The organism is Desulfovibrio sp. (genome assembly GCA_016208105.1).
In the GTDB taxonomy this organism is placed as follows: Bacteria; Desulfobacterota; Desulfovibrionia; order Desulfovibrionales; family Desulfovibrionaceae; genus Fundidesulfovibrio.
In genome coordinates this window covers 26,955-52,703 of the sequence record JACQYS010000005.1, presented here as the reverse complement: position 1 = coordinate 52,703, position 25,749 = coordinate 26,955, and the positions used below count along the sequence as shown (strand labels likewise).

The following is a 25,749-nucleotide window of genomic DNA, read 5'->3' as shown; positions in this document are numbered from 1 at the left end:
TTTAGCTTTGCAGGAGGGGATATTCCATGTCCCGGCGCTGGGCAGCGTAAAGCCTTGCCAGGGACGAGGCCAGGGCGCGCACGCGGGCGATGTAGCCCGTGCGCTCGGTGATGGATATGGCCCCCCGGGCCTGGAGCATGTTGAATGTGTGCGAGCAGCGCAGGCAATAGTCGTAGGCGGGCCAGGGAAGCCCCTCCTCGCACAGCCGCTTGCATTCGGCCTCGCAGGCATTGAAGAAGGTAAGGAGCATGTCCGGGTCGGAGAGTTCGAAGTTGTACTTGGAATGCTCCACTTCGCCCTGGTGGTGCACCTGACCGTAGGTCACCCGGTCGTTCCAGGAAAGGTCGTACACGGATTCCTTTTCCTGGAGGTACATGGAAATGCGTTCAAGGCCGTAGGTGATCTCTACCGAGACCGGGGAGAGCTCGATGCCCCCGATCTGCTGGAAGTACGTGAACTGCGTGACCTCCATGCCGTTGAGCCACACTTCCCAGCCAAGCCCGGAGGCCCCGAGGGTGGGGGATTCCCAGTCGTCTTCCACGAAGCGGATGTCGTGGGCTTCCGGAGGAACACCCAGGGCGCGCAGACTTTCCAGATAAAGGGCCTGAACGTTGTCCGGGGACGGCTTTAAGATCACCTGAAACTGATAATAGTGCTGCAGGCGGTTGGGGTTCTCGCCGTAGCGTCCGTCGGTGGGACGGCGCGAGGGTTCCACATAGGCCACGCGCCAGGGCTCTGGCCCTATCACCCGGAAGAAGGTGGACGGGTTGAACGTTCCCGCGCCGACTTCCAGGTCGTATGGTTGTACGATCAGGCATCCCTGCTTGGCCCAATAGCTCTGCAAGGTGAGGATGACATCTTGAAAGTGCATGAAAACTCCTCTGGAGTAAAAGGCGTCAGATGCGCCTAAACGAGCCGTGGGCCCAGGTCAAGCCCAGGTGGTATTCCACGAAAAGGTCCAGGGCGCGGCCGCTTTCCATGCGGGCCTGAGCGCTCACCGGCATGTTCGCCCACTGGCTTGGCGAGCCCGCGCACACGATCCGAAGCACGTCCAGGGCTTCGCCGCCAAGGTGAACGCTGGCACCCTTGATCCACTGGCGGCAGTTGCCGCAGTGAAGCTTGCCCTGCTCCACCAGCAACTGGGTAGAGGCCGTGGACTTGAGGTCCGCCCCGCACCGGGCGCAGGTTGAAAGCTCGGGCCTGAACCCCTGGTCAAAGGCCATGCGGGCCCGGAAGTAGAGGGGCAGCATTTTGGACGGGCTCTCGCATGCTTCCATGGCCGCCAGGGTTTCCAGCAGCAAATCGTAAGCGGATTCCGAACCGTACGGCCCCTGGTGCGAGGCTTCCAGGAACTTGAGGCAGTTGACGGCCATGCCCAGGCGATCGGCGTCCTGGCGCAGCCGGGGATGCGAGCTTACGAGCGACCCCTCGAGCAGATAGGTATAGCCGCTGCCCCCTTGGGTTTTAATCTTAAACATGACCAGATTGAACGGATCAAGGCAGCCGAGAAAACGGCGGCGGCTCACCGAGCCGCCGAAGGCGAATGCATTGAAGATGCCTTTGCGGGGAGAGAACAGGCGTACCCAGGCGTCCACTTCGCGAAAGCGTCCGACCTTGAGCACCAGGGCTTTTTCGGTGGACTCCATGGCAGCTTCGGGTGTTTTTCAGACGGTCAATCAAGCGGTACGAAAGGCCATCTGACCAACGAGTTCGTTCTTGCTGGAAAACGGGCGGTTGCCCGAACCATTCACCTTACGGGAACTGAATGCTTTTGCCGTCCGCCTTGCCGCCCTCGAGCGGAAAGTCCTTGCCGTTCAGCTTTATCGCCACGGACGGAGCCTGCTGGAAACGGACAACCACCTTGTCGTTGAAACGAAGCGACAGGCGCTGCCCCCTGACCAGGGTGAGGGACCGTTTCTGTCCGTCCTCGGTGGTCACTTCAAGCGAAGCAGGCTGGTTGGCGTTTATCTCCACCATCTGGCGGCCATTGGCAGCGAACTGGGCCTCCGCGGCCAGCTTTTCCGGCGTGATGTCCTGTTCCGAGGCGGGCTGGGGCGCCGGGGCAGGCTTGGTGCCGCTCGATCCGGTGGCCAACAAGTCGCGGGGGACCATGGGAGCCGCCGCTTCCTGTGCTGCCTCTGGGGCGGGATCGGACTTGGCTTCAACCTTGGCTTCGGGCTTTGAAGGCTGTGTCTGGGGCACGGGAGCGGATTTGGCTTCGGGCTTCACTGGCTGGCCCTGCTGCGCAGGCTTGGCGGGCTGCGGAACCCCCGGGGCCTGGGTCTCTATCTTGGATTTGAATAGATCGAAAACGGTGTCCATGTTGAAGCTGAAACCAGGGCCCGAGAAGAAATACCAGGCCAGGGCGGCGAATCCCAGCACCAGGGGGAGCCCGAGCCACAGAGAGGGCCTGAAGGTCGAGGGGGTCTGGGAGGACGCGAAGGACACCTTGCGTTCCTTGGTGGAAGAAAGGGAGTCTCGCACCTCGTACCGGGGCGATTCGCGCAGGTGATCGTCGTCAACGGCGTAGTAGGTGGACAATACCGCGCCGATTTCCTCAGGATCAAGGCCGAGAAGACGGGCGTAATTCTTCACAAACCCCTTGGCATACACGGGGTGCGGCAAATCCTTGGTATAGCCTTCCTCAAGAGCGATCAGGTATTTCTTGCTGATCTTTATCTCTATGGCGGCCTTCTCCAGGCTTATGCCTTGGCGTTCCCGCTCATGACGTAAGAGCGCGCCCATTTCCTCGAGGGTCATTTTTTACCTTCCGAATAAAAGACGAATCAGAGGTTGACCTTGATGACCGACTTGGTTCGAAGCTTATCCATGTAGTCGGTGAATTGTTTCTCGAGCTTTTCCCGGTAGAGCCGCTCGTATATCGCGTCTCTGACGCTTTCGTAAGGCGGTGCTCCGCCCGGGGCCTGAGCCTTCTGAGCGGGCGAATCGGCGCCGATGGTCAAAAGGACCGGCTTACCGTCGAGCAGCACGGGCTCGCTCACGCCGCCGGGCGACACGCCTTGCAGAGCCTGGCGGAGTTCCGGAGCGAGGTCCTTGAGCTCAACCTTGCCCAAATCCCCTCCCTGCTCGGCGCCGGGCCCTATGGAGAACTTCCTGGCCGCTTCCGCGAAACCTATCTGGCCACTGGTGATGCGCTGCCTGAGAGCCTTGGCCTCGTCCATCTTGCCCACCATGATGAGGCCGATGTGCTGCCCGGATTCAACCCGGATGTTGCCTTTGTGGCTGTCGTAGTAGCTCTTGATGTCCTCTTCGCTCACCACGACCTTGCGCTGGACCATAAAGCCCAGGAGCTGCTTCTTTAAGATGTCCTTCTTGATGCTTTCGGCAAACTGCTTGCGGGTAAGCCCCTCAAGCCTCAGCTGCTGCACGAAACGCTCTTCGTTCATACCGCCTTTTTCGCGGATTTCGCGGATACGCGATTCCACTTCCGTATCGGAGACGTTGACCTTGAGTCTGGCAGCCTCCTGCTTGAGCAGGATGTCTTCGATCATGGTCCGCAAGATGCGGTCCTGCATTTCCTTGAAGGCCGGATCCGAAGGATTGTAGGCCTTCTTCTCAACCTGGGTGACATAGCCGCGAACGCGTTCGTTCAATTCAAACAGCGTGATCATCTCGCCGTTGACCTGGGCTACGATTTTATCCACCACCTGTTGGGCGGCAAACGATGTGGGGACCACTGAAAGCAATACTGCGGCAACAATGATTGATCGGAAAACGGCGGACAATGGCATCCTCCACGCAGGCGGGTTGAGGGCTTGTCGCCCGGCCTTGCGGCGAGCCCCTTGTATTCGGTTTTTCAAAACGTTGCAATGAAACGCTAAGGACTAGTGCTTGCCTTTTTCGAGCAACAGGCCGGGGCTGATTTCAATAATCGACGTATTGAGGGTCTGGATCAGCCACAGGGTGAATTCCTGGGCGATCTTGGTCTCGGCAAGACGTTTCTCCACAATGGGATAGACCTGCACCATCCCTTCAACTTTGGCTTCGGAGCGCTCCAGAAGGATAAAAGCCTGAAAGCCGGACTCTCTCTGAACCACAGGGCTGACCTGCCCGGGTTGCAGGGCTTTTAGCGTGTCGCGAAGTTTTCCCTGCAGGCTTTCCTCAGGCTGGGCCAGGGTCTGCATGGACACGTCGTCGAAAACTGTGAGCAGATCAGCCGGGGCCCGGGCTTTTTTCGCGGCGTCCAGCGCCTTTCGCAGAGCATCTGCGTTCTTCGATTCCACTTTCAGGTATTTCACCTTGGCTGGCTGGGTAAATTCCGCGGCATGGCTCCGGTAGTATTGCTGCACCTCCCACGAGGCTATGCTCACCCGTGGCCGGAGCACCAGTGAGGCGAACTTGGTCATTGCGATCTTGGCTCGCAGGCGCTCCCGCCAGACACCAAGGTCTATGCCTTCCTCTGAAAGCATCTCCTCGAAGGCCTTTCCCTGATACCCATCCCGGGCGGAGGTTTCGGCATACTTGAGCTCGGCCTCGGTGACCTCGGCGTTACGCTTGGCCAGCTCCTGGGCCACAAGCTCCTCGACGATCAGATCGGCCATGGTTTCCCCGTAGTCCGCCCGAAGTTTGGCCAGAACCTCGTCGTGGGCTGTGGACGTGGGCGCGGAAAGTTTGAGACCCTGAGCGAACTCCAGGGTCTTGAGCGGTATGGGACGGCCGTTGACCTTGCCCGCCAGGCCTTGCTCCAGCTGTTCCGGCTGGCACGCGGGCAAAAAGAGCAGGAGAAGAATGGGAAGAAGATGTTTCATGCAATCAGTTTTGCCAGCTCAGCCGCTGCTTCGCCAAGAGTCTGGCGAAGGGGGGCGTCCACCGCCAGCTTGAGTTCCAGTTTGGCAGGGGGGAGAAGCTTGGCGACTTTCTGGCGTGGAGTAATCCAGGTGATAAGGGCCTCCGGGGTAAGGGACTGGGCCGTTTCATCCCAGGTGAGCACGATCTTGGATTGATGCACATCGGCGCGGCGAACCCCGAGTTTGGTCAAAACACGCTTGAGCCCGAGCACCGCCGCGAAGTTCTCGACTTCCTCAGGCGCATGACCGAAACGGTCCTTGATGTCCGCCATGGCCTCTATAAGCCCGGTCTCCGTCTGGGCGGCCGTGAGATTCTTGTACAAGCGCAGGCGTTCCTTGGAATCCGGCACGTACTGCTCGGGAATGCGTGCGGGAACGCTCAGGTTGAGCTCGGTCTCCACCTCTTCCCTGGGCGGCTCGCCCTTGACCCGCCGGACTTCCTCGTCGAGCATTTCCAGGAACAAGTCCAGCCCGATTTTGGCGATGTGCCCGGACTGGGCTTCGCCCAGGATGTTGCCCGCACCGCGCAGGCGCAGGTCTTCCATGGCGATCTGGAAGCCCGCCCCGAGATAGTCCATGTCCAGGATGACCCGGAGGCGCTTGCGGGCCAGTTCGGGCACGTGGTCGATGGAGGGCACCACGAAGTACGCGTAGGCCTGGCGCTCCGACCGCCCCACCCGGCCGCGCAGCTGGTAGAGCTGGCCCAGGCCGAACATCTGGGCATTGTCCACTATGAGCGTGTTCGCCCTGGGGAAATCCAGGCCGGACTCGATGATGGCCGTGCACACCAGCACGTCTATCTCGCCGTGCCAGAACTTGTGCATGGACTCTTCCAGGTCCTTCTCCCCCATCTGGCCGTGCGCCATGCCGATGCGGGCGCCCGGGGCCAGCTTTCTGACGAAGTCGGCCACCGCGGCTAGGTTCTGCACCCTGTTGTGCACCCAGAACACCTGGCCTTGCCGCTCGAGCTCCCGGGCCACGATGTTGGCCAGCATGCGCTCGTCTCTGTCGATAAGGGCCGTGTCCACCGCCTTGCGGTCAACAGGGGGAGTTTCCATGACGGACAGGCCCCTGATTCCCGAGAGCGACAGCTGCAGGGTGCGCGGTATGGGAGTGGCCGTAAGAGTCAGCGCGTCCACGTTTTTCTTGAGAGTCTTGAGCTTTTCCTTGTGCTTCACGCCGAAGCGCTGCTCTTCGTCCAGGATGATGAGCCCGAGCCTTGGAAAGCTCACGTCCTTGGATAGCAGGCGGTGGGTCCCTATGAGGATGTCCAGCTCTCCCTTGGCAGCGGATTCCGTGACCATCTTGGCCCGCTTGGCGCTGACGAAGCGCGAAAGCATGCCCACATGAACGGGAAAGCCCTCCAGCCGCTTCAGGAAATTCTGGTAGTGCTGTTCGGCCAGGACCGTCGTCGGGCACAGGAGGGCCACCTGCTTGCCGTCCAGCACCGCCCGGAAGGCGGCCCGCATGGCCACCTCGGTCTTGCCGAAGCCTACGTCGCCGCAGACAAGGCGGTCCATGGGCTCCGGACGTTCCATGTCTTCGAGCACTTCGGAGATGGCGCGGTCCTGGTCCGGGGTTTCCTCGAAACCGAAGGTGGCCTCGAACTCCCAGTAGAGCTCATTGACCGGGCCGTAAGCATATCCCTTGGCCACCCGCCTGTAGGCGTACATCTCCACCAGATCCTGGGCGATTCGTTCTATGGCCTTCTTGGCCTTCTCCCGGCTGGTTTTCCAGCGGGAGCCGCCGAGACGGTCGAGCGAAGGTTCGGATCCTTCAGGGCCTTTGTACCGTTGCACCAGGCTCAAGCGGTCCACGGGGAGATAGAGCTTGTCGCCGCCGTCAAAGAGAAGCAGCAGGTAGTCGTTGGCCGCCTGGTCCACCGAAAGCCGTGAAAGCCCCTCGAAACGGGCCAGACCGTAATCGCGGTGGACCAGCAGATCTCCCGGATTCACGTCGTCAAAAGCGGCAAGCCCCTTGAAGCCCTTCTCCGGGCGCGGCCTGACGCTCTTTTCAGTGCCTGGCTGAAGCACGTCCTCGGGCAGGATCAGGCAGTTGTTCCAGGCGAGCTCCATGCCGCGCCTGAGCGGTGAAACTAGGGCATGCAGGCCAGGCTTGCCGGTGGCCGGTTCCTGGAGGAGCGCCAGCCCCTCGTGCTCGGCAAGCTTCAAGAACTTGCGTCTGGACTGCTGGGAATGGAAAGACAAGAGGACCTGGCGATGTTCTTCTTCCCACTGCCTCATGGCCGCCACCAAGGTGCTCCACGGGCGGCGGATCTCGTCTGGGCGCCAGAACAGATCCTGAAAATTCTCGATCTTGCGCTCCACCAGATCGACCCCGTGCTTCTCCTGGCCGATGACAAGATCCTCGAACACGAGCTGGGGCTTGCCCTGCCATGCGCGCCTGGCCATGGCTTCCGGCCAGATGACCTGATGCCGGGGCCAGACCGTGGCCTGTGTTGCGGAAAGCTTTTCGAGCTCTTTCACCCAGCCGAACTCCTGCTCTTCAAGCCGCGGGCGAAGGCTTGAAGACTGGGCCAGAACAAAAACCGCGTCCCTGGGCAGCCATTCCTCCAGGGACACCGGAGAATCGTAGTAGAGGCCCGGCCAGATGGTTCCGTCCCCCTTTATGAGCATGTCCTCCAGATAGGCCTGGGTGGCGCGGTTGATTTCGCCTGTCAGCGCAAGCTTGGCCCAAAGCGCCCTGGAACGGGTAAGATAGGGTTCCGTCAGGATGGCCGGTGCCACAGGCAGGATGGAGACCTCGCGCACCTCCGCCAGGGAGCGCTGGGAGTTCACGTCGAAGAGCCGGATGTTCTCCAGGGTGTCCCCGTAGAATTCAAGGCGAACAGGGTGGTCGTATCCCGGAGGGAAGAGGTCGAGCAGATCTCCGCGCAGGGCCAGGTCGCCAGGCTGAACCACCATGCCCACCCGCCGGTATCCCCAGGCGGATGCCTGCTCCAGGATCATTTCCGGAAGGAGGTCCTCGCCGACCTTGATCTCAAGAAAATTGTGTTCCAAGGCCTCCATGGGGGGCCATTTGGGGAGCAGATTGTCCACGGAGAGACACAGGACCTTGGGCTTTTGCGTGTTGGCGCACGCCTGCAGGAAAGCCCAACGCTTGGCCCAGGTCGCCTGGCTCGGCAGACCGGGGGGGTAGGACGGCAGGGCGGCCCAGCTTTTTTGCGCGGCCGGATCGTCCGGAGCGGGGAAAAAGAGGTGCAGAAGCGCCGTTATCTGCGAAAGATCGGCGGCACCAGGCGCGATGAGCACCACGGTCCGGCCCTTGGCCACAAGGTCGCGGCATAAGGTGACCAGACTACCCGGGCCGCTCTTATAGAGGCTTACGGACTGGGCCTTGCCAGCAAGAAGATCATGGAATGGGGGTGTAGGGGTAGCCATGGGCCTAACGGCGAAAAGCCGCCGGGCCATTGGGACCCGGCGGCGTAGGTTTCGTGCTGTACTGGTTTTCTATACGTTGGTGAGAGATACCGTTTCTTCTCGGGAAAGGAGCCTATCCAGGTCTAAGAGTATAAGCAGCCTGTCCTCCAGTTTGCCCACGCCGCTGATGTATTCGGACTCCATTCCGGAAACGACCGGCGGAGGCGGCTCCACCGTGCTCGACGGAATTCTCAGCACTTCTGAGACCGAATCCACAACAAAGCCGACAATCATATTATTGATCTCAATCACGATGATTCGCGTGTGCTTATCGTGTCCGCGCGCTGAAAGGCCGAAGCGCCGACGCAGATCGATGATGGGGATTACCTTGCCGCGCAGATTGATGACCCCCTCGACAAACTCGGGAGCGCGCGGCACCTTGGTGATCTCCATCATGCGGATGATCTCCTGCACCTTGAGAATATCGACACCGAATTCTTCCTCGCCGATGCTGAAAGTCACCAGCTGCATGAGTTCAGCGTCTTGCTTTTTTTGAGCCTCGTCCATCCTGGGTTCCTCCCGGACTGGGTTGTTACAGGCAGCCAAAAAATAACGGGACCCTTTAAGATTTATTTTCTAACAGTATTCCAGCTAACTGGCAACCACCATTTGGCGCCAAGCGCCCCATAGCAACGTTGATATCAGACACTTGAAAAAAATCCATGGTTGTTTAATGATAAGGTGTCGGTCACGTCCGACGGAGGCATTCGAGAAATTATGGGACAGTATTTTCCTGAAAGCGATCAGTACCCCCTGGAAGAGCAGGTAAAGACCCTCGCCGACGACGAGTTGCTCGACTTTTGGGAAGAAGCGCAACTTTTGGACAGGCCATTTTCCGAAGAAAACACTCCAGCTCCAACTACCCCGTTGGAATACGAACGCATTATTCTACAGGAGCTCATGCTTCGCTCCTGCATGCGCGGGGCAGGCACAGACGGCCTTCGCTGAAGTTTTTCCAACCACATGATTGTGACGGAAAGCCTGCCATGCGGGCTTCTTTTTTTGGCACACCGCCACTGAAACCAGGCAAGACCGCCAAGCGTAGCTCCGTTGCTTGACAGCGCCCCACGCCGGGCCTATTTGCTTTCCAGGCAAATGATAATGAATTTCAAAATTAACATCCTCCCTATACCCTGTACCGCATTTGACCCGGCATCAGCGGCACCAGGATGCGCATCGCCCTGCTCTTCCGGGCCCCACAGAGCCTTTTCGGTTTGACTTAAGGGACACTCTCCATGCCACAGATAGCCTTCCTCATCTCCCAGATGGATTGCCAGGAGGAGATCGCCACGCTTAAAAGCGCCCTTCTGCCGTTGGTGCACGATGAAAAGCGGCTCGCCTTCGACCTCATTTCCAGAAAACTCACTGTGAACACCACCGGCCTTACGATCGGGGCAATAGATATCATCACAGCCGTGGCTCACACAGGAATGGAAGCCACCGTGCACACTGCCCCCCTCGACGGATGCTCCTGCTGTGGAGGGTCCTGTTCTTCCAACAATGCTTCGGAGTCATTTCTTAAACGCCATGGGCGTGCCCTTTTATGCGCCACAAGCGGCACGGCCTGGCTTATGGGCCTGGCAACGGCCATAGGGGAACATGGAACGTTTTCAGGCGCTTTCAGCCATGATGCATCCGTGCCACTTGCCGCCGTGGCCTTTTGGATTTTCGGCGCGGCGGCCGGAATGTGGCATGTGCTGCCAAGGGCTCTCATCTCCGCCAGGACTTTGCGCCCGGACATGAACCTGCTCATGGTGCTCGCCGCCACCGGCGCCATGGCCATAGGGGACTATTCCGAGGGGGCGTCCGTGGCCTTTTTGTTCTCCCTGGCCAACCAGCTTGAATCATGGAGCATGGGAAGGGCCAGGAAGGCCATCCAGGCGCTCATGGACATCACCCCGACCACAGCGCTGGTTCTAAAACCCGGCGCGCTCGCGCCGCACCCCACTCCGGTTGAAAAGGTTCCGGCCGGCTCCAGGATTCTGGTACGCCCTGGCGACAGCATTCCTCTGGACGGGCTCGTTGTGGCCGGCAGTTCCTCCGTGGACCAGTCTCCCATCACCGGTGAGTCCATGCCCGTGCCCAAAGCCGCTGGTGACACCGTGTACGCCGGGACCATTAACGCCGAAGGGGCGATGGAGATCAGAACCACAGCGGCAGCCTCGGACTCGGCCCTTTCCAGGATCATGCACATGGTGGAGGAGGCCCAGTCCAAACGGGCCAAGGCCGTGCAATGGGTGGACAAGTTCGCGACCGTTTACACGCCGGCGATGATGGGCCTCTCCATCCTGGTGGCCTTGGCGCCTCCGCTTTTCGCGGGCGGGGAATGGACCCAATGGTTCTACCAGGCCTTGGTGGTGCTGGTGATATCCTGCCCGTGCGCCCTGGTGATCTCCACTCCAGTGAGTGTGGTGGCCGGGTTGGCCTCGGCCGCCCGCAACGGCGTTCTCATCAAGGGTGGAGCGTATCTGGAGGCCGCCGCATCCATTACGGCTGTCGCTCTGGACAAAACCGGAACACTTACAAAGGGCAAGCCCGCAGTCACCCAGATCGACGTCTGCGCCGGCACAGCAACTGTAGAGCTTCTCGCAACGGCCGCGTCGCTCGAATCGCGCAGCAGCCATCCCGTGGCCCGGGCCATACTCGACCATGCCCAGGCGGCAGGCCTTCACCTCCCAACAGTGGAAGACGTTCTGGAGCATCCGGGACGGGGCGCCCAGGGGCGCATCGAAGGAAAATTGTTCTTCGTCGGCAACGAACGTTTGCTTGGCGAGCAGGCACCGGCGCTTTTGACCCAGGAACTGCGGGAGCGTTTTCTGGGTGCCCATGCCGAAGCGTCCACCGTGGTCGCCGTCTGGAACGGGTCGAAAGTTCTCGGCACGCTCACACTCAAGGACACTGTGAGGCCGGAAGCGCAAGGGGCTGTCGAATCGCTCAGACAGCTCGGCATGGCGGAAATGGTGATGCTCTCCGGCGACAACGAGCAGACCGCGAGTCTCATCGCCCGACAGGCAGGGGTGACCGGCTACCGGGCCAATCTCCTGCCCGAAGACAAGACCGCTATCGTGACGGATATGGTGGCGCGCGGCACTCGTGTGGCCATGGTGGGAGACGGAGTGAACGATGCCCCCGCCCTGGCCGCCTCGAGCCTGGGCATCGCCATGGGGGGCATCGGTACCGGCGCGGCCATAGAGACGGCCGACGTGGCCCTGATGTCCGACGACCTCTCCAAGCTCCCCTGGCTGATCAGGCATTCCAGGAGGACCGTGGGGATAATTAAACAGAACATCGGCTTCGCCCTGGGCTTGAAGGCCGTCTTCCTCATTCTTGCCTTTTTCCAGGTCGCCACGCTCTGGGCCGCCATCGCCGCCGACATGGGGGCCTCCTTGGCCGTCATCTTCAACGGCCTTCGCCTGCTGCGCATACGGAAATAACGTCACCCGCCAGGAAGGAACACCCGTTGGAATGCAAAAACCCGGCGCGGGCCGGGTTTTCATCGTTGAATCGCCCTTTTGGTGAGGGCTTAATGAACTCGTCTCGCAGGATCAGCTAGGCTTGCGGCAGACCAGCACCCCCGACCCTATGGGCACGATAACGCTGTCCATGCGGGTGTCGTGGGGGATCTTGGCCAAAAAATCCTCGATCTGGTGCTTGTGGCTTATGACATTGTCCGCGCAGAGGATGCTGCCGGGGACCATGCGTTCCAGGATGAGCTCGTAGCAGGCCTCCAGGATGGAACGCTCCGCGTCCAGAAAGGCGAAGGCGATCGTATTGCGCTTTTTCAGTTCGGCCAGAGCGTCCGCCTTCTTGAGCTCCACCAGGGATTCAATCCCGGCCAGACGCAAGGTTTCGCGGGCCATGGCCGCTTTTTCCTCCGAAAGCTCGAATGTGGTCAGCTTTCGCCCTCTGGCTCTACAGGCAAGCGAAATCCACATGGCCGAATACCCGGCTCCGGAGCCCACCTCCACCCACTCGCCGTCTGGTGCCGACCCGGCCATTATGGCCAGGAACTTTCCGGTGTCCGGCGGGATCTGGCGCAGACGCTGCGCATGGGGGGTGCCGTCGGTGCGGTCCGCCGCGTCCCGGGCCTCGAGCACGCGCATCCGCTCAACCATTGCCGGGGCAAGATCATGAAACATGCCGACTCCTTCTCAAGGGCGGGTACATGTTCGAAGAAGCCCCCTTCCTGAACGGGGCGGCTTCTTCCGGGCGTTCGTTTTTCTACAATCCCTCAGGAAAAATGAAAAGCCGGGAGGACTTACATCCTCCCGGCCAATACGCGAACGGCTCGCTGTGGCTCTGCTACAGGTTTTTCTGGAGCAGTTCGCCAAAGGCGGTGCAGCCCAGGGTGGTGCTGCCGGGAATCTGGTTGGCCAGGTCCACGGTGACCTTCTTGGCGCTGATGGCCTTGTCCATGGCGTCGTGGATGCTCTTGGCGGCCTCGAACCATCCCAGATGTTCGAGCAGCATGGCGCCGCAGAGAACCAGGCTGCCCGGATTGGCCTTGTCCATGCCCGCAATGGTGGGGGCTGTTCCGTGTGTGGCCTCGTAGAAGGCCAGCTTCTCGCTCATGTTCACGCCGGGAGCTAGGCCCAGACCGCCGACCTGGGCGGCCAACGCATCGGAGAGGTAGTCGCCGTTTAGGTTGGTGGTGGCGATCACCGAATACTGCTCTGGGCGGATGAGCACTTCCTGGAACATGGCGTCCGCGATGCGGTCCTTAATGATCACCGCTTTCTTGCCGCCGTCCTTGGCCTCCTGCTCGGTCATCACCTGGGAGGAGAACTCCTCGGCGGCCAGCTCGTAGCCCCAGGCCCTGAAGCCTCCCTCGGTGAACTTCATGATGTTGCCCTTGTGCACCAGGGTGACGCTGGACTTTTTCTGGGAGATGGCGTGCTCGATGGCCTTCTTGATCAAACGCTTTGAGCCTTTGGGGGTCATGGGTTTGATGCCCACGCCCGCGGTTTCGTCCACGTTCTTGCCCAGGGTGCGCAGAAACTCGATGAGGCGTTTGGCCTCGGGAGTTCCGGAGGCCCATTCGATGCCTGCGTAGACGTCTTCGGTGTTCTCGCGGAACACGATCATGTCCACCAGGTCGGGGCGTTTCACCGGGGATTCGATGCCTTGGAAATATTTGATGGGCCGGATGCAGGCGTAGAGGTCCAGCACCTGGCGCATGGTGACGTTCAAGCTGCGGATACCGCCGCCCACCGGAGTGCCCAGGGGCCCCTTCATGGCAAGCTCGGCCTTGGCCAGGGTGTCCAGGGTTTCCTGGGGCAGGTAGTTACCGGTCTCCTTGAAGGCCTTCTCGCCTGCCAGGAGTTCCTTCCAGTCGAGCTTGCGGGAATCGCCGTAGGCCTTGGCCACAGCGGCGTCGATAACGGGCCGGGCGGCTGCGAAGACCTCGGGGCCGATGCCGTCGCCAACAATGTAATGGACGGTTTTGTTCATTCTGCGCTCCTGGGATATGTGTGGGAGAGAAAGCGCTTACGGGCTCCGGGGAGGTGCTGTCAACCGCGCGGATGGGTATGCCGGATCATGATCAGGAAGTCGGTTAAGACAGAATGGCCGGGATCACCGGGCGGACAGGGCGAGCCAGTCTCCGTCCGGGACTTCCTCGGCCAGGGGGGTGCCGTAGTAAAGGTACATCCAGCAGACTATCCGCCCTCCCGCGTCCAGCTCGATGTCCACAGGCTCGCGCCGGTAGCCGCGCGCCCGTCCGGTATGCCCCTCAAGTTCGTCCACTGCCGCGACGACCTCGCGGGAACGTATCGCAAACACGTCGCCCCGGATGCGCGTCGAAGCCGGACAGCGAAGAACGAAGGGATATCCGGAAGCCAGCATGGTGTAACGTTCCACCGTCCGTCCAAGGCCCACATGAGTAACGCCCTTCGCGTCGTGAAGAAGCGCGAAATAGTTGTGCTGGCCCGGGCGCAGGGTGCCGTAGAAAAAGAAATGCTCCTTGCTCATGGCGGCAAGGTTACGGGAACGGGCTTTCCCGTCAAGAGACTGAGAGACCCCGTACAAGGCGATAAAAGCAAAACCGGCCAGGTGTGTGCTCCTGACCGGTTCGTGATGGGGTATTCCCCTTGTTCTCAGTGGCGCGAGGGACGGGACTTGAACCCGCGACCTCCGACGTGACAGGCCGGCGTTCTAACCAACTGAACTACCCCCGCGCATGCCCGAGACGCTGCCTGGCCCAAAAGACCGGAACACCGTCACGGGGAAGCGTCGTTTATACGCGCCCACGGGAAAGGTCAAGGGGGCTCGTGCCGTTTTGCGGAAAAGACGGAATTCTCGTGACGAGTCATTGTCGGGCACATCCTGAAGTATGCGCCCTGCGGTGCCATTGAGCACAACTCGGTCCATCTTGAATGCGAACAGGGAGACCAGGCTGAAGGAGTCAGACCATTCCGGACAACACACATGGTATGTGGAGAATAAAAAAAGAGCCCGGAGAGTATCCGGGCTCGGGCGAGCAGTGGCGCGAGAGACGGGACTTGAACCCGCGACCTCCGACGTGACAGGCCGGCGTTCTAACCAACTGAACTACTCCCGCGCATACGTGGTAGGCGGAACAGGGCTCGAACCTGTGACCCCCGGCTTGTAAGGCCGGTGCTCTTCCAACTGAGCTACCCGCCCGCCCTCACGAGGAACAGACGTCTATAATTGAGCGAAAAAAAGGTCAACCTTTTTTTCCGTATCTTCTAATAACGCCCGCTGAACTTGGGCCTGTCGTGGTTGATCGATTCCCACCAGGCCGCGGTTACTCCCCATACCGAATTGGCGATGAGCACATACACTGGGGTCATGGCCCCAAGGGACAGGCCGAACATGCCCTTGCCAAGCATCTCCGGGAAAACCCACAACAACTGCACCAGGCTTGGCGCCATTCCGAAAAGAATCCCCCTGAAAATGATGGAACGCCCAAAAATCGGGAGAAGAAACAAAAGCCCCCATATGCCGCCCCACACCAAGCGTTGATACAGCCATGGCGGCGACCATGCAGGGGCGATATTCACCCCCATGGCAGCACTCAAGCCCAAATACCCAGCTCCCCAAAGGAAAATACTGTTCGCCAGACCGCCGACGATGCCGGCGGCAAAGCAGACGCTCAATTCCCGAAACAACACTACCATCCGGGACTCCTTTGCGATTTGGAATGTTCAACGCCTATCGGACTAGTACAGCCAAAATGATGATTTTGAGACTGTAACAATTGTAACAATTGACTCCGCATTGCCACAGAAAGATGCTTGTTGTATAGATGCGTCGTCTGTGCCGGATTCAACCGGCTGGTTACCTGGAGACCTCCATGCTTCTCATCGTTCTTACAATACTGCTTGGCACAGGAGTATTCATTTCCGGGCTGACCTACGCGTTCTATTGGTATGAAGCGGCCTGCAACCCGCATCCATCCCACAGCACAACGTGCCAAGGACCTCGCGGGCTCTTCTGGTGCGTCATGGTAGGGTTCTTGTCGAGCGTTTCCAGCCAGCTCATGGTCTATGTGACCTACCCTATCGGATTCGCCAAACGGCTCTGGAAGCCCTCCCCGTCGCCAAGCTGCGTCCGTCCGCCGGTGCTCCTGGTGCATGGGCTCTACCACAATGCCTCGGCCTGGTATCTCTACAAATGGTGGCTCAGACGCTCAGGCTATGAAAAAGTATTCTGCCTAAGCTACAACACCCTCAAATACGACTTCTGGCAGCTGACCGAGCAACTCAAAGATGTTGTCCGGGAAGCGGCTGATTTATGCGGCAAGGAACCCATCATCCTCATGGGACACAGCCTTGGGGGGCTGCTGGCCCGCGCGGCCATTGCCGACCCGCAAACCGCCGAGCTCGTTCGGGCAACCATACTCCTTGGCACGCCCAACCAAGGCAGCAAGCTGGCGGCCCTGGCCGCCGGAAAACTCGGGCGGAGCATTCACCACAACGGAGCCCTTGTCCAGCGCATCAATTCCCTTTCGTCCCCGAAGACCATGCCCAAGCTCAATCTTTTTTCACCGCTGGACAACATGGTTCTGCCCACTTCCTCCCTGGAGGTTCCAGAGGAGGGCTGGATCCAGGCACAAACAGCGCCTATAAGCCACATCAGCATGCTCTACCACCTGCCCACCGTCAGGCTGGTCATGGAGTTCCTGGACGAATTCGTTCCCGGGTGCGAGGCGGGCTCTTCCCTGAGCGGGAAACCACTCCAGGGCCAGTCCGCCGGAGCTTGATATCTTGGCTCGCCTTGGTCTACCAAGAACCACGGCGATACAAACCATGAAATTTTTCTCCACTGCCGCCTTCACGGTTCTTCTTCTCATCGCAAGCCTTGCCCACGGCCAGGTGGAAGTGAAGAAGAAAATCCTCTATCTGAGTTCCTACCACAACGGATACGCGTGGTCCGACCAGATTCTCGAAGGCATGCGCTCAGCCCTGGACAAGTCCACGCTGCCCTATGATCTGCAGATAGAATACATGGATTCCAAGCGGTTCGCGGAACCGAACATGGATGCCGTCCTTGAGAGGCTCTTCAAGGAAAAATACCGCAACCCCAGCTTTGATGCCATCATCGTTTCCGACGATTTCGCCTTCCAGTTCATCCTGAAATACCAAAAGTCGCTCTTCCCGGACACCCCGGTGATCTTCTGCGGCGTCAACGACTTCGACCCCGCCATGCTCTCTGGCCACAAGAACATGACCGGCGTGGTGGAGGTCCCCGACTTCGAGACGAACATCCGCCTGTCGCTTTTGCTTTCTCCCGAAGCCACCCGGATGGTGGTCATAGCCGATTACTCCCTGACAGGACTGGCCATCCGCAAACAGGTGCGCAAAGCTGCGGCCAAATTCCGCAACCAGGTCACGTTTGAGTACTGGGATGTCAAAACTCTTCCTGAACTCTTCGAGAAAACCAGCAACCTTACTGAAAAAGACATCATCTTTCTTATTCCCATCTACCTCGGGACGGAAAAGCAGGTCTACTCCGTGGAGGAAGTGTGTGAAATACTTTCAAAACGGCTGCCGGTGCCCATTTACAGTGCATGGAGGTTCATGCTCGGCTACGGCATCGTGGGCGGCAAGCTCCACTCGGGCCAGGGGGAAGGCGCCCTGGCGGCCAAGATGGCCCTGCGGGTGATGTCCGGGGAGTCGATTTCGCAAATTCCGGTCGTGGACAAATTCGACGACCCCTATCTCTTCGACTATGTCGTGCTCAAGCGCTTCGGCATCTCTGAAGACAAATTGCCCATGGGCTCGACGCTCATCAACGAGCCCCTCTCCTTTTACACAATCAACAAGCAGATCGTTTGGATCAGCCTGTCCGGTTTCTTCCTGCTGGTTTTCGTGCTGGTGCTCCTGGCCACGTCCATCGTCCAGAAACGCTCTGTTGAGATGCAGATAAAAAACCAGTTGTCCTTTCTCTCCATCCTTATGGACACGATCCCCCTTCCGCTCTCCTACAAGAGCACGGACGGGCGCTTTCTGGGATGCAACCTGGCCTTCGAAAAATGGTTCGGAGTCAACCGGGAGGACCTGCTGGACAATCCCAGCCATCCCCTTGCCAAACGTTTCGACGCGGCGGAACGGCACCTTCTGGCCACTCCAGGGGTGTTGAGCTTTGAAACGGACATGCTCGATTCAATGGGAAACACCCACGGCGTCATCGTGAGCAAGGCCACGTACAAGGACGCCAAGGGTGAAACCGCTGGCGTGGTGGAAGCCCTCCAGGACATCACCCTGCGCCGCGAGGCCGAGAAGGCGCTCAGGCGTTCCCAGGCAATGCTTCAGACCGTTCTCAACAACATTCCCCAGCTTGTTTACTGGAAGGACAAAGACCTCAACTACCTTGGCGTAAACAAGTCCTTTTTGGATTTCTTTGGGCTCGAAAGTCCGGAACAGATCGTCGGGCAAGGCGTTTCCGCCCTCCTGCCAGCGGCGGAAACTTCGTCCGCCGAGGCGGTGAACCGCCGCGTGCTCACTTCGGGTCATTCGGTGCACAGGCGCGAATGGACCCTGAACCTTCCGGAGCGCGACCCCGTCAGCCTGGAGATGACCATCGTGCCCCTGCATGACGACGCCGGAGAGATCGTCGGCGTTCTGGGCACGGCCGAAGACGTGACCGTCAAGATGAGCCTGGAGCGCCAGCTTCTCCAATCGCAAAAGATGGAGGCCATCGGTGCCCTTGCCGGCGGCATCGCCCACGATTTCAACAACATCCTCACGTCCATCATTAATTCCACCGAGCTGGCCCTCATGGACCTGCCCGAGGATTCCGACACCGCCCTCGACCTTGAACGCACTTTGAAGGCCGCGCGGCGGGGCTCGCGCCTGGTGCAGCAGATTCTGGCCTTCAGCCGTCCCTCCCAGGAAGGCTTCGCTCCCACGGACATGGCCGAGGTGGCCCATGAGGCCCTGGCCATCTTCGCAGCCACCCTGCCGCGCAACATCACCTTGAGCGAACGCATTGACGCCCATCCGGCCATTGCCTTCGCCGACCCCACCCAGGTCCACCAGATCGTCATGAACCTCTGCGCCAACGCCTACCAGGCCATGCGGGACAAAGGCGGGCACATGTCCCTGGAACTGACCGAAGTTGACCTGGACGAGAATCAGGCGGACATGATCAACGTCCCCATCGGCCGTTACCTCAAGCTTTCCGTTACCGACTCAGGCCCGGGCATCCCGCCTGACATCATGGACCGCATTTTCGACCCGTTCTTCACCACCAAGTCCAAGGGAGAAGGCACGGGCCTTGGCTTGGCCGTGGTGCACGGCATCGTGAAATCCCACAGGGGGGGACTCCGGGTGGTGAGCCAGCCGGGTCAACGCACCAGTTTCGAGATTTATCTCCCCAAGCTGGCTGACTTCGACTCGGATTCCCCCAAGGCCGTCCCGGCAGCCGGCCCCGTACGCCAGGGGCACGAACACGTTCTCTTCGTGGAGGACGACGAGGACCAGCTCAAGGTCATCCCCAGGGTCCTTCAGCTTATGGGCTATACGGTGACGGCCGTGAACGGAGCGGCGGACGCCCTTGAATACCTGGCGAAAAGCCCGGGGCTCGTTGAAATCGTGGTCACGGATTATGACATGCCCGGCCTGTCCGGAGTGGAACTGGCCGAACGCTTGAACCGGCTGGCCCCCAGCCTGCCTGTCATACTGGTTTCCGGGCGGCGTAGCGCCTTGACTGCGGCCGAACTGGCGGGCAACATCAGGACTGTTGTGCTCAAACCCTACAACGGCGACGACCTGGCCAGGGCCATCGGCCAGGTTCTGGACACCGGACAGTAAGAATGGCGACAATTCTCGTAATCGATGACGACCAGGAAATCCGCGACACCTTTCAAAGCCTTTCCCGGCGCATGCGCTTCAATTTTCTTGGAGCCGGCACCCTGGCGGAAGGCCTCGGCCTGGTCCGCTCGGAAGAAGTGGATGTGGTGCTTTTGGACATTCGCCTGCCCGACGGCAACGGGCTCGACGCCCTTGCGGACATTCGGCGCGGCGACAATCCTCCCGAGGTGATCATCCTGACCGGCCTGGGCGATCCGGACGGCGCTGAAATGGCCATCTCCGGAGGCGCCTGGGACTACCTGGTCAAGCCCGCACCCATCAAGCAGACCATGCTCTCGCTCAACAGGGCGCTCAAGTACCACAAGGAAAAAGCCCAGGAAGTTTCCACCGTGGCCTTGAGGCGCGAATCCATCATCGGAAGCAGCCCCAAGATGGAGGCCTGCCTGGACCTGGTGGCCCAGGCTTCACGCCTTACCGGACCGGTGCTCATCTCCGGCGAGACCGGAACCGGCAAGGAGCTCATGGCCCGCACCATCCACCTGAATTCACCCAGGTCTTTGGGCGAATTCGTGGCCGTGGACTGCGCCTCGCTCACGGAAACCCTGCTGGAGAGCACCCTTTTCGGGCACCGCAAGGGCTCCTTCACCGGCGCGGACCAGGATCGCCCGGGCCTGGTGAAGCTGGCCGACGGAGGCACCCTGTTCCTGGACGAAGTGGGCGAGATGCCCATGGGCATTCAGAAGGCTTTTTTGCGCGTTCTCCAGGAGAAACGCTTCCGCCCAGTGGGGGCGAGCATCGAGGTGCAGAGCGACTTCCGACTGATCGCCGCCACCAACCGCGATCTGGAGGACATGGCCGCCCGGGGCGAATTCCGTCAGGACCTGCTCTTTCGGCTGAAAACCTTTGTCATCGATTTGCCTCCTCTGCGAGAGCGGCGCGAGGACATCAAGCTTCTCACTCTAAGCCAGCTGGACGCCCTGTGCCAGCGTTTCGGCCTGCCCACCAAGGGCGTGGGCACGGACTTCTCGGACATGCTCATGGCCTATTCCTGGCCTGGCAACGTCCGGCAGCTCTTCGGCGTGCTGGAGAGGGCCCTGGCCGCCGCCGGGATGGAGCCCACCCTCTATGCCAAGCACCTGCCCCCGGAAGTGCGCCTTGAAGTGATGAAGGCCAACATCGAGCGCGGCCGCAGGGACGACAAACCGGCTCCCTTGGCGGACCCACCAGTCCAGGCGCTGCTTCCGGGCGCGCTGCCTACGCTCAAGGCCTTCAAGGAGGCCAAGGAGCGTGAATATCTTGATGCGCTTTTGGCCGATACCGGGGGCGACCTGCTGGTGATGCTGGAGACGTCGGGATTGTCGAGGTCGCATCTGTACGCGTTGCTGAAAAAGCATGAGATGACGCTGTAAATCGAAAATGTCACCTCCTCCATTGAGGTAGCTCCCCCACCTGTTTTCCAGATCCTGTCCGTTCCAGCGGTATGGCGGAATTGCATGGCATCATGCTCCGCCCTCTCATCGTGCCGTTCCTGATCCGGCATCTTCGGTTCCTTTGCGTCCGAAAACCCGGACAATCCTTTTCCATCCGGAATTCCGGACAGGCGTCTCTGCCACCAAAAAGCTACAAAAACGTCGCCATACCACTGTTTTAACAGGGCATGCGTTCATTTCCGGGTTTTTGGACGTTTCCAAGTCTAAGTCCCCCTCACCAGCCCAGTCCACTGAAATGATTGAAAATAACTTCGTGACGTTTCTTGGCACGATTGTTGTTTAGGGTTAGCGACCGCATTCCTCCTTGACCGGGGAGGATTACACAAACTTTCAAATTTACTGGGAGAAAAAAAGAATGGTCAGCCAGTCCATTAAACAGGCCTTCGCGAGCGTGGTCGGCAACGACAACGTCATGGACGCAGAGGCAGACAAGCATTCGTATTCGTACGACGCCGCCGTGCTCGACCCCGTGCTTCCTTCCCTGGTGGTGCGCCCCACCACCATGGAAGCCGTGGGCAAAGTTGTGAAGCTGTGCAACGATAACGGTCTGCCCATCACCGTTCGAGGCGCCGGCACCAATCTCTCTGGCGGAACCATTCCCTCCAAGGGCGGCATAGTCCTTTTGACCAACGCCCTGGATCAGATCATCGAAATCAACGAAGAAGACATGTACGCCGTGGTCCAGACCGGCGTCATCACCGCAAAGTTCGCCAACGCCGTGGCCGCTAAGGGCCTCTTCTACCCCCCCGACCCGGGCAGCCAGGCCGCTTCCACCCTGGGCGGCAACGTGGCCGAGAACGCCGGTGGCCTGCGCGGCCTGAAGTACGGCGTCACCAAGGACTACGTCATGGGCGTCAACTTCTTCGACGTCGACGGCAACTACTGCAAGTCCGGCTCGAAGACGGTCAAGTGCGTCACCGGGCTCAACATCCCCCAGCTCATGGTGGGCTCCGAGGGCACCCTGGCCGTGATGAGCGAATTCATCCTGAAGCTTGTGCCCCCGCCGCAGGCCTCCAAAGCCATGATGGCCATCTTCCCCGACATCATGACAGCTTCGCGCAGCGTGTCCGCCATCATCGCCAACAAGGTGGTGCCGTGCACCCTGGAATTCATGGACAACTTCACCATCGGCGCGGTTGAAGGCTTCGCCAAGGTCGGCCTGCCCACGGACGCCGGGTCTCTTCTGCTCATCGAGGTGGACGGACATCCCGGCCAGGTGGCCGAGGAAGCCGAAAAGGTGGAGAAGATCTGCCAGGAGAACGGCTGCACCCGCCTGCAGGTGGCCAAGGACGCCGTGGAACGCAACAAGGTGTGGGAAGCCCGCCGCGCAGCCTTGTCTTCGCTCGCGCGCCTTCGCCCCACCACCGTTCTGGAAGACGCCACCGTGCCCCGCTCCAAGATTCCTGCCATGATGGAAGCCCTGGACAAGATCGCCAAGGAGTACAAGCTCACCATCGGCACCTTCGGCCATGCTGGCGACGGCAACCTGCACCCCACCATCCTGTGCGACCGCCGCGACACGGAAGAGTTCCACCGCGTCGAGAAGGGCGTGGACGCCATCTTCGCGGCCGCGCTTGAGCTGGGCGGCACCCTTTCCGGCGAGCACGGCATTGGCCTGGCCAAGTCCAAGTACATGGAGCTTGAGACCAACAAGGCCAGCGTCCTCTTCTCCAAGCGCTTAAAGAAGGCCCTGGACCCCAACAACATCCTCAATCCTGGCAAGATCCTGGGGGACTAGAACCATGGCCGACTTAAACCAGATGCTCAAGATGCTGGGGGAGCTTGACGACCAGCTCGTCAACTGCATGCGCTGCGGCATGTGCCAGAGTGTATGCCCCCTGTTCGCGGAGACTGGCCGCGAATCGGACGTGGCCCGCGGCAAAATCGCGCTTTTGGAGTTCTTGAGCCACGAGATGCTAAAGGACGCCAAGGCCGTCAAAGACCGCCTGGACAAGTGCCTGCTGTGCGGCTCCTGCGCCGCGGCCTGCCCTTCGGGCGTGAAAGTTGTGGACATCTTCTTGAAGGCCAGGGCCATCATCACCGCGTACATCGGGCTTTCCCCCGTGAAGAAGGCTATCTTCAGGGGCATGCTCACCAAACCGGCCCTCTTCAACAATCTCCTGGCCCTTGGCACCAAGTTCCAGGGGTTCTTCACTTCGCCGGTGAACGACATCATCGGCTCTTCCTGTTCCAAGCTGTTGTCGCCGCTTCTGGGAGACAGGCACCTGCTCTCCCTGGCGGATAAGCCTCTTCGGAGCATCGGCAATTTGAACACCGCTCCGGGCAAGAGCGGCCTGAAGGTGGCCTTCTTCTACGGCTGCGTGGTGGACAAGATGTTCACCGGCGTGGGCGAGGCCATTCTCAAGGTGTTCAAGCATCACGGCGTGGGCGTCTACATGCCCATCGACCAGGTCTGTTGCGGCGTTCCCTCCCTGGCCTCGGGCGACATGAAAAGCTTCGAGGACCTGGTACGGATGAACCTCAAGCTCTTCGGAAAGGGTGATTTCGACTACATCATCACCCCTTGCGGCACCTGCACGTCGGCTTTCCACCACGTGTGGCCGCTCATGGGCACGGGGCTCTCCCAGGCGGAGCGCGACCAGATCGAGATGCTCGCCGGAAAGGCCATGGACATAAACGCCTTTATCGTGGATATATTGGGCGTTTCCGTGGTTGAACCGGCGGCCGGCGCCAAGAAGGTTACGATCCATGATCCCTGCCACCTCAAGAAAAGCTTGGGGGTGTCCGGGCAGGTGAGGACCGTACTGAAGGCCAATCCTAACCTGAACGTGGTTGAGATGAGCGGGTCGGACGTCTGCTGCGGCTGCGGCGGATCGTTCAACCTGCAGCACTACTCCGTCTCCACCAAGATCGGGAAGAAGAAGCGCGACAGCATCGCGGCCACGGGGGCGGACATCGTCGCCGCGGGCTGCCCGGCCTGCATGATGCAGATTGCGGACATGATGTCCCAGGCCGGAGACCGCGTCGCTATCAAGCACCCTGTGGAGCTGTATGCCCAGACCCTTGGGTAGAATTCAACCAACCCTTTGAAGAGGAGGCAATGATGAGCGCCTGGACCCAAATCTATGACCCCATAAGCCAAAGCATTTTGCTTTCGGCTCTCGTGGCGGGCATTCCCATTTACATTTTGTTCTACATGCTCGCCATCCAACGCGCCAAGGGCCACGTGGCCGGCGCCGTCGCCAGCTTGGCGGCCCTGGTGTTGGGCATCGTGTTCTGGGGCATTCCCACGTCCACCGCCATCGGCTCCTACACCTACGGCTTTGTCTACGGCCTGTTCCCCATCGTGTGGATCGTCATCACGGCCATCTGGGTCTACAACATGACCGTTGAATCCGGCGAGTTCGAGATCATCAAGAGCTCCCTGGCCAGCATCACCGACGACCGCCGCCTCCAGGCCGTGTTCATCGGCTTCGCCTTCGGCTCCTTCATCGAAGGCACCGCCGGCTTCGGCACCCCGGTGGCCATCACCGCCGCCATGCTGGTGGGCCTTGGCTTCAACCCCCTGTACGCCGCGGGCATCTGCCTCATAGCCAACACGGCTCCCGTGGCCTTCGGCGCGGTTGGTATCCCCATCACCGCCCTGGCCGGCGCCACCAAGCTGAACGAGATGCAGATCTCCCAGATCGTCGGCCGCCAGCTGCCCTTCCTGGCAGTGATCGTGCCCATCTGGCTGTCTGTCACCATGTGCGGCTTCAAGCGCTCCCTGGAAGTCCTGCCCGCCCTGCTGGTGGCTGGTGTGGCTTTCGCCGGCACCCAGTTCCTGATGTCCAACTTCCACGGCCCCACCCTGCCCGACATCCTCTCCGCCATCGTGACCATCGTGGCCCTGTGGGGATTCCTGCGTGTGTGGAAGCCCAAGACCGTGTTCCACTTCCCCGACGAGCCCCCGTCCACCGGCGTGGTCTCCTGCAACTACTCGGCTGGCGAGATCATCCGCGCCTGGATGCCCTACATCATCCTGGCCGTGCTGGTTCTGATCCAGGGCTGGCCCTCCATTAAGCCCAACCTGGCCAAGGCTGTCAGCATCGACATCCCCTGGCCCATGTACCACAACATGGTTGCCAAGATGGTCGGCGACAAGGCCGTGGCCCAGGCCGTGGTCTACAAGTTCCAGCCCCTGGCCGCCGCCGGTACCGCCATTCTGCTGTCCGGCATCCTGGCCCTGTTCATCATGCCCAACTACGGCGTTGGCAAATCCATCGGCTGCTTCGGCAGGACCATCGTCCAGCTGCGCTGGCCCATCGTGTCCATCGGCAACATCGTCGGCCTGGCCTTCATCATGAACGCCAACGGCATGTCCACCTCCATGGGTCTTGCCCTGGCCGGCACCGGCGTCCTGTTCCCGTTCTTCGCCCCGATCCTGGGCTGGTTGGGCGTGTTCCTGACCGGTTCGGACACCTCCTCCAACCTGCTCTTCGGCAACCTGCAGAAGACCACCGCCCAGGCCATTGGCGTCAGCCCCGAGCTGTGCGCCGCGGCCAACACCTCCGGCGGTGTTACCGGCAAGATGATCTCGCCCCAGTCCATCTCCGTGGCCGTGGCCGCTACCGGCCTGGTCGGAAAGGACGGCGACATCTTCCGCTTCACCCTGTGGCACTCCGTGGCCATGCTGCTCTTCATCTCCGTCATGACCATGCTCATGGCCTATCCGCTCAAGTGGATGCTGCCTATCTAGAGAGCAGTCCGTTACCTGTATTGTCTAGGGGGGCCA

Annotated in this window: 19 protein-coding genes and 3 tRNA genes; 8 read left to right on the top strand and 14 right to left on the bottom strand. The window is 60.4% G+C overall.

Going from position 1 to position 25,749, the window contains the following annotated elements:
* Position 1: 1 nt before the first annotated feature.
* From glyQ to HY795_02740, 7 genes are all read right to left on the bottom strand, one after another.
* Complete coding sequence (gene glyQ, locus HY795_02770; protein ID MBI4804137.1) at positions 2–871, bottom strand: glycine--tRNA ligase subunit alpha; 870 nt, start codon at positions 869–871, stop codon at positions 2–4.
* 25 nt (positions 872–896) lie between these two features.
* The gene (recO, locus tag HY795_02765; protein MBI4804136.1) at positions 897–1,646 is read right to left on the bottom strand and encodes a DNA repair protein RecO; all 750 of its coding nucleotides are present in this window, start codon (positions 1,644–1,646) and stop codon (positions 897–899) included.
* Positions 1,647–1,752: 106 nt separating this feature from the next.
* Positions 1,753–2,760 (bottom strand): helix-turn-helix domain-containing protein, encoded by a 1,008-nt coding sequence (locus HY795_02760; GenBank protein MBI4804135.1) that lies wholly within the window; start codon positions 2,758–2,760, stop codon positions 1,753–1,755.
* A 26-nt stretch (positions 2,761–2,786) separates the two neighbouring features.
* Positions 2,787–3,746: a SurA N-terminal domain-containing protein gene (locus HY795_02755; protein ID MBI4804134.1), complete on the bottom strand. Its 960-nt coding sequence runs from the start codon at positions 3,744–3,746 to the stop codon at positions 2,787–2,789.
* A gap of 99 nt (positions 3,747–3,845) precedes the next feature.
* On the bottom strand, positions 3,846–4,769 hold the full coding sequence (locus HY795_02750; protein MBI4804133.1) for a peptidyl-prolyl cis-trans isomerase: 924 nt from the start codon (positions 4,767–4,769) through the stop codon (positions 3,846–3,848).
* Positions 4,766–8,209, bottom strand: a complete 3,444-nt coding sequence (gene mfd / locus HY795_02745; GenBank protein MBI4804132.1) for a transcription-repair coupling factor — start codon at positions 8,207–8,209, stop codon at positions 4,766–4,768. Before mfd ends, HY795_02750 begins: the two co-directional genes overlap by 4 nt.
* Positions 8,210–8,278: 69 nt before the next feature.
* Positions 8,279–8,755, bottom strand: a complete 477-nt coding sequence (locus tag HY795_02740) for a chemotaxis protein CheW (protein MBI4804131.1) — start codon at positions 8,753–8,755, stop codon at positions 8,279–8,281.
* Between the two features lie 210 nt (positions 8,756–8,965).
* Between HY795_02740 and HY795_02735 the strand changes: the two genes are divergently transcribed.
* Together HY795_02735 and cadA are read left to right on the top strand one after the other, a co-directional pair.
* A complete protein-coding gene (locus tag HY795_02735) occupies positions 8,966–9,196 on the top strand; it encodes a hypothetical protein (GenBank protein ID MBI4804130.1) in 231 nt (76 codons plus the stop codon).
* A 287-nt stretch (positions 9,197–9,483) separates the two neighbouring features.
* On the top strand, positions 9,484–11,682 hold the full coding sequence (gene cadA / locus HY795_02730; GenBank protein MBI4804129.1) for a cadmium-translocating P-type ATPase: 2,199 nt from the start codon (positions 9,484–9,486) through the stop codon (positions 11,680–11,682).
* 111 nt (positions 11,683–11,793) lie between these two features.
* Here the strand turns inward: cadA and HY795_02725 are convergent, their stop codons facing one another.
* The 7 genes from HY795_02725 to HY795_02695 form a co-directional block, all read right to left on the bottom strand.
* Positions 11,794–12,387 carry a class I SAM-dependent methyltransferase gene (locus HY795_02725; GenBank protein MBI4804128.1) on the bottom strand — a complete coding sequence of 198 codons (594 nt, stop codon included), beginning with the start codon at positions 12,385–12,387 and terminating at the stop codon, positions 11,794–11,796.
* 163 nt (positions 12,388–12,550) lie between these two features.
* A complete protein-coding gene (icd, locus tag HY795_02720) occupies positions 12,551–13,699 on the bottom strand; it encodes an NADP-dependent isocitrate dehydrogenase (GenBank protein ID MBI4804127.1) in 1,149 nt (382 codons plus the stop codon).
* A 123-nt stretch (positions 13,700–13,822) separates the two neighbouring features.
* Entirely contained in the window at positions 13,823–14,218 is a 396-nt protein-coding gene (locus tag HY795_02715) for a gamma-glutamylcyclotransferase (protein ID MBI4804126.1), read from the bottom strand.
* 129 nt (positions 14,219–14,347) lie between these two features.
* A tRNA-Asp gene (locus tag HY795_02710) sits at positions 14,348–14,424 on the bottom strand.
* Positions 14,425–14,730: 306 nt separating this feature from the next.
* Positions 14,731–14,807, bottom strand: a tRNA-Asp gene (locus tag HY795_02705).
* A gap of 7 nt (positions 14,808–14,814) precedes the next feature.
* A tRNA-Val gene (locus HY795_02700) sits at positions 14,815–14,890 on the bottom strand.
* 65 nt (positions 14,891–14,955) lie between these two features.
* Positions 14,956–15,387, bottom strand: coding sequence for a hypothetical protein (locus tag HY795_02695; GenBank protein MBI4804125.1), 432 nt, complete (start codon positions 15,385–15,387; stop codon positions 14,956–14,958).
* 176 nt (positions 15,388–15,563) lie between these two features.
* Between HY795_02695 and HY795_02690 the strand changes: the two genes are divergently transcribed.
* From HY795_02690 to HY795_02665, 6 genes are all read left to right on the top strand, one after another.
* Positions 15,564–16,472 (top strand): alpha/beta fold hydrolase, encoded by a 909-nt coding sequence (locus HY795_02690; protein MBI4804124.1) that lies wholly within the window; start codon positions 15,564–15,566, stop codon positions 16,470–16,472.
* 46 nt (positions 16,473–16,518) lie between these two features.
* Positions 16,519–19,524: a PAS domain-containing protein gene (locus HY795_02685; protein MBI4804123.1), complete on the top strand. Its 3,006-nt coding sequence runs from the start codon at positions 16,519–16,521 to the stop codon at positions 19,522–19,524.
* A gap of 2 nt (positions 19,525–19,526) precedes the next feature.
* Positions 19,527–20,933 (top strand): sigma-54-dependent Fis family transcriptional regulator, encoded by a 1,407-nt coding sequence (locus tag HY795_02680; GenBank protein MBI4804122.1) that lies wholly within the window; start codon positions 19,527–19,529, stop codon positions 20,931–20,933.
* Between the two features lie 436 nt (positions 20,934–21,369).
* Complete coding sequence (locus tag HY795_02675; protein MBI4804121.1) at positions 21,370–22,752, top strand: FAD-binding protein; 1,383 nt, start codon at positions 21,370–21,372, stop codon at positions 22,750–22,752.
* A 4-nt stretch (positions 22,753–22,756) separates the two neighbouring features.
* The gene (locus tag HY795_02670; GenBank protein MBI4804120.1) at positions 22,757–24,046 is read left to right on the top strand and encodes a (Fe-S)-binding protein; all 1,290 of its coding nucleotides are present in this window, start codon (positions 22,757–22,759) and stop codon (positions 24,044–24,046) included.
* A 32-nt stretch (positions 24,047–24,078) separates the two neighbouring features.
* Positions 24,079–25,713, top strand: coding sequence for a lactate permease LctP family transporter (locus HY795_02665; protein MBI4804119.1), 1,635 nt, complete (start codon positions 24,079–24,081; stop codon positions 25,711–25,713).
* The last annotated feature ends 36 nt before the right edge of the window (positions 25,714–25,749 follow it).

Excerpts from the sequence above, each read along its gene's own strand:
- HY795_02665 (MBI4804119.1), top strand. The coding sequence starts at position 24,079 with ATGAGCGCCTGGACCCAAATCTATGACCCCATAAGCCAAAGCATTTTG.
- HY795_02740 (MBI4804131.1), bottom strand. The coding sequence starts at position 8,755 with ATGGACGAGGCTCAAAAAAAGCAAGACGCTGAACTCATGCAGCTGGTG.
- HY795_02715 (MBI4804126.1), bottom strand. The coding sequence starts at position 14,218 with ATGAGCAAGGAGCATTTCTTTTTCTACGGCACCCTGCGCCCGGGCCAG.
- HY795_02680 (MBI4804122.1), top strand. The coding sequence starts at position 19,527 with ATGGCGACAATTCTCGTAATCGATGACGACCAGGAAATCCGCGACACC.
- glyQ (MBI4804137.1), bottom strand. The coding sequence starts at position 871 with ATGCACTTTCAAGATGTCATCCTCACCTTGCAGAGCTATTGGGCCAAG.
- icd (MBI4804127.1), bottom strand. The coding sequence starts at position 13,699 with ATGAACAAAACCGTCCATTACATTGTTGGCGACGGCATCGGCCCCGAG.
- recO (MBI4804136.1), bottom strand. The coding sequence starts at position 1,646 with ATGGAGTCCACCGAAAAAGCCCTGGTGCTCAAGGTCGGACGCTTTCGC.
- HY795_02760 (MBI4804135.1), bottom strand. The coding sequence starts at position 2,760 with ATGACCCTCGAGGAAATGGGCGCGCTCTTACGTCATGAGCGGGAACGC.
- cadA (MBI4804129.1), top strand. The coding sequence starts at position 9,484 with ATGCCACAGATAGCCTTCCTCATCTCCCAGATGGATTGCCAGGAGGAG.
- HY795_02685 (MBI4804123.1), top strand. The coding sequence starts at position 16,519 with ATGAAATTTTTCTCCACTGCCGCCTTCACGGTTCTTCTTCTCATCGCA.
- HY795_02670 (MBI4804120.1), top strand. The coding sequence starts at position 22,757 with ATGGCCGACTTAAACCAGATGCTCAAGATGCTGGGGGAGCTTGACGAC.
- HY795_02675 (MBI4804121.1), top strand. The coding sequence starts at position 21,370 with ATGGTCAGCCAGTCCATTAAACAGGCCTTCGCGAGCGTGGTCGGCAAC.
- HY795_02725 (MBI4804128.1), bottom strand. The coding sequence starts at position 12,387 with ATGTTTCATGATCTTGCCCCGGCAATGGTTGAGCGGATGCGCGTGCTC.
- HY795_02695 (MBI4804125.1), bottom strand. The coding sequence starts at position 15,387 with ATGGTAGTGTTGTTTCGGGAATTGAGCGTCTGCTTTGCCGCCGGCATC.
- HY795_02690 (MBI4804124.1), top strand. The coding sequence starts at position 15,564 with ATGCTTCTCATCGTTCTTACAATACTGCTTGGCACAGGAGTATTCATT.
- HY795_02735 (MBI4804130.1), top strand. The coding sequence starts at position 8,966 with ATGGGACAGTATTTTCCTGAAAGCGATCAGTACCCCCTGGAAGAGCAG.
- HY795_02750 (MBI4804133.1), bottom strand. The coding sequence starts at position 4,769 with ATGAAACATCTTCTTCCCATTCTTCTCCTGCTCTTTTTGCCCGCGTGC.
- mfd (MBI4804132.1), bottom strand. The coding sequence starts at position 8,209 with ATGGCTACCCCTACACCCCCATTCCATGATCTTCTTGCTGGCAAGGCC.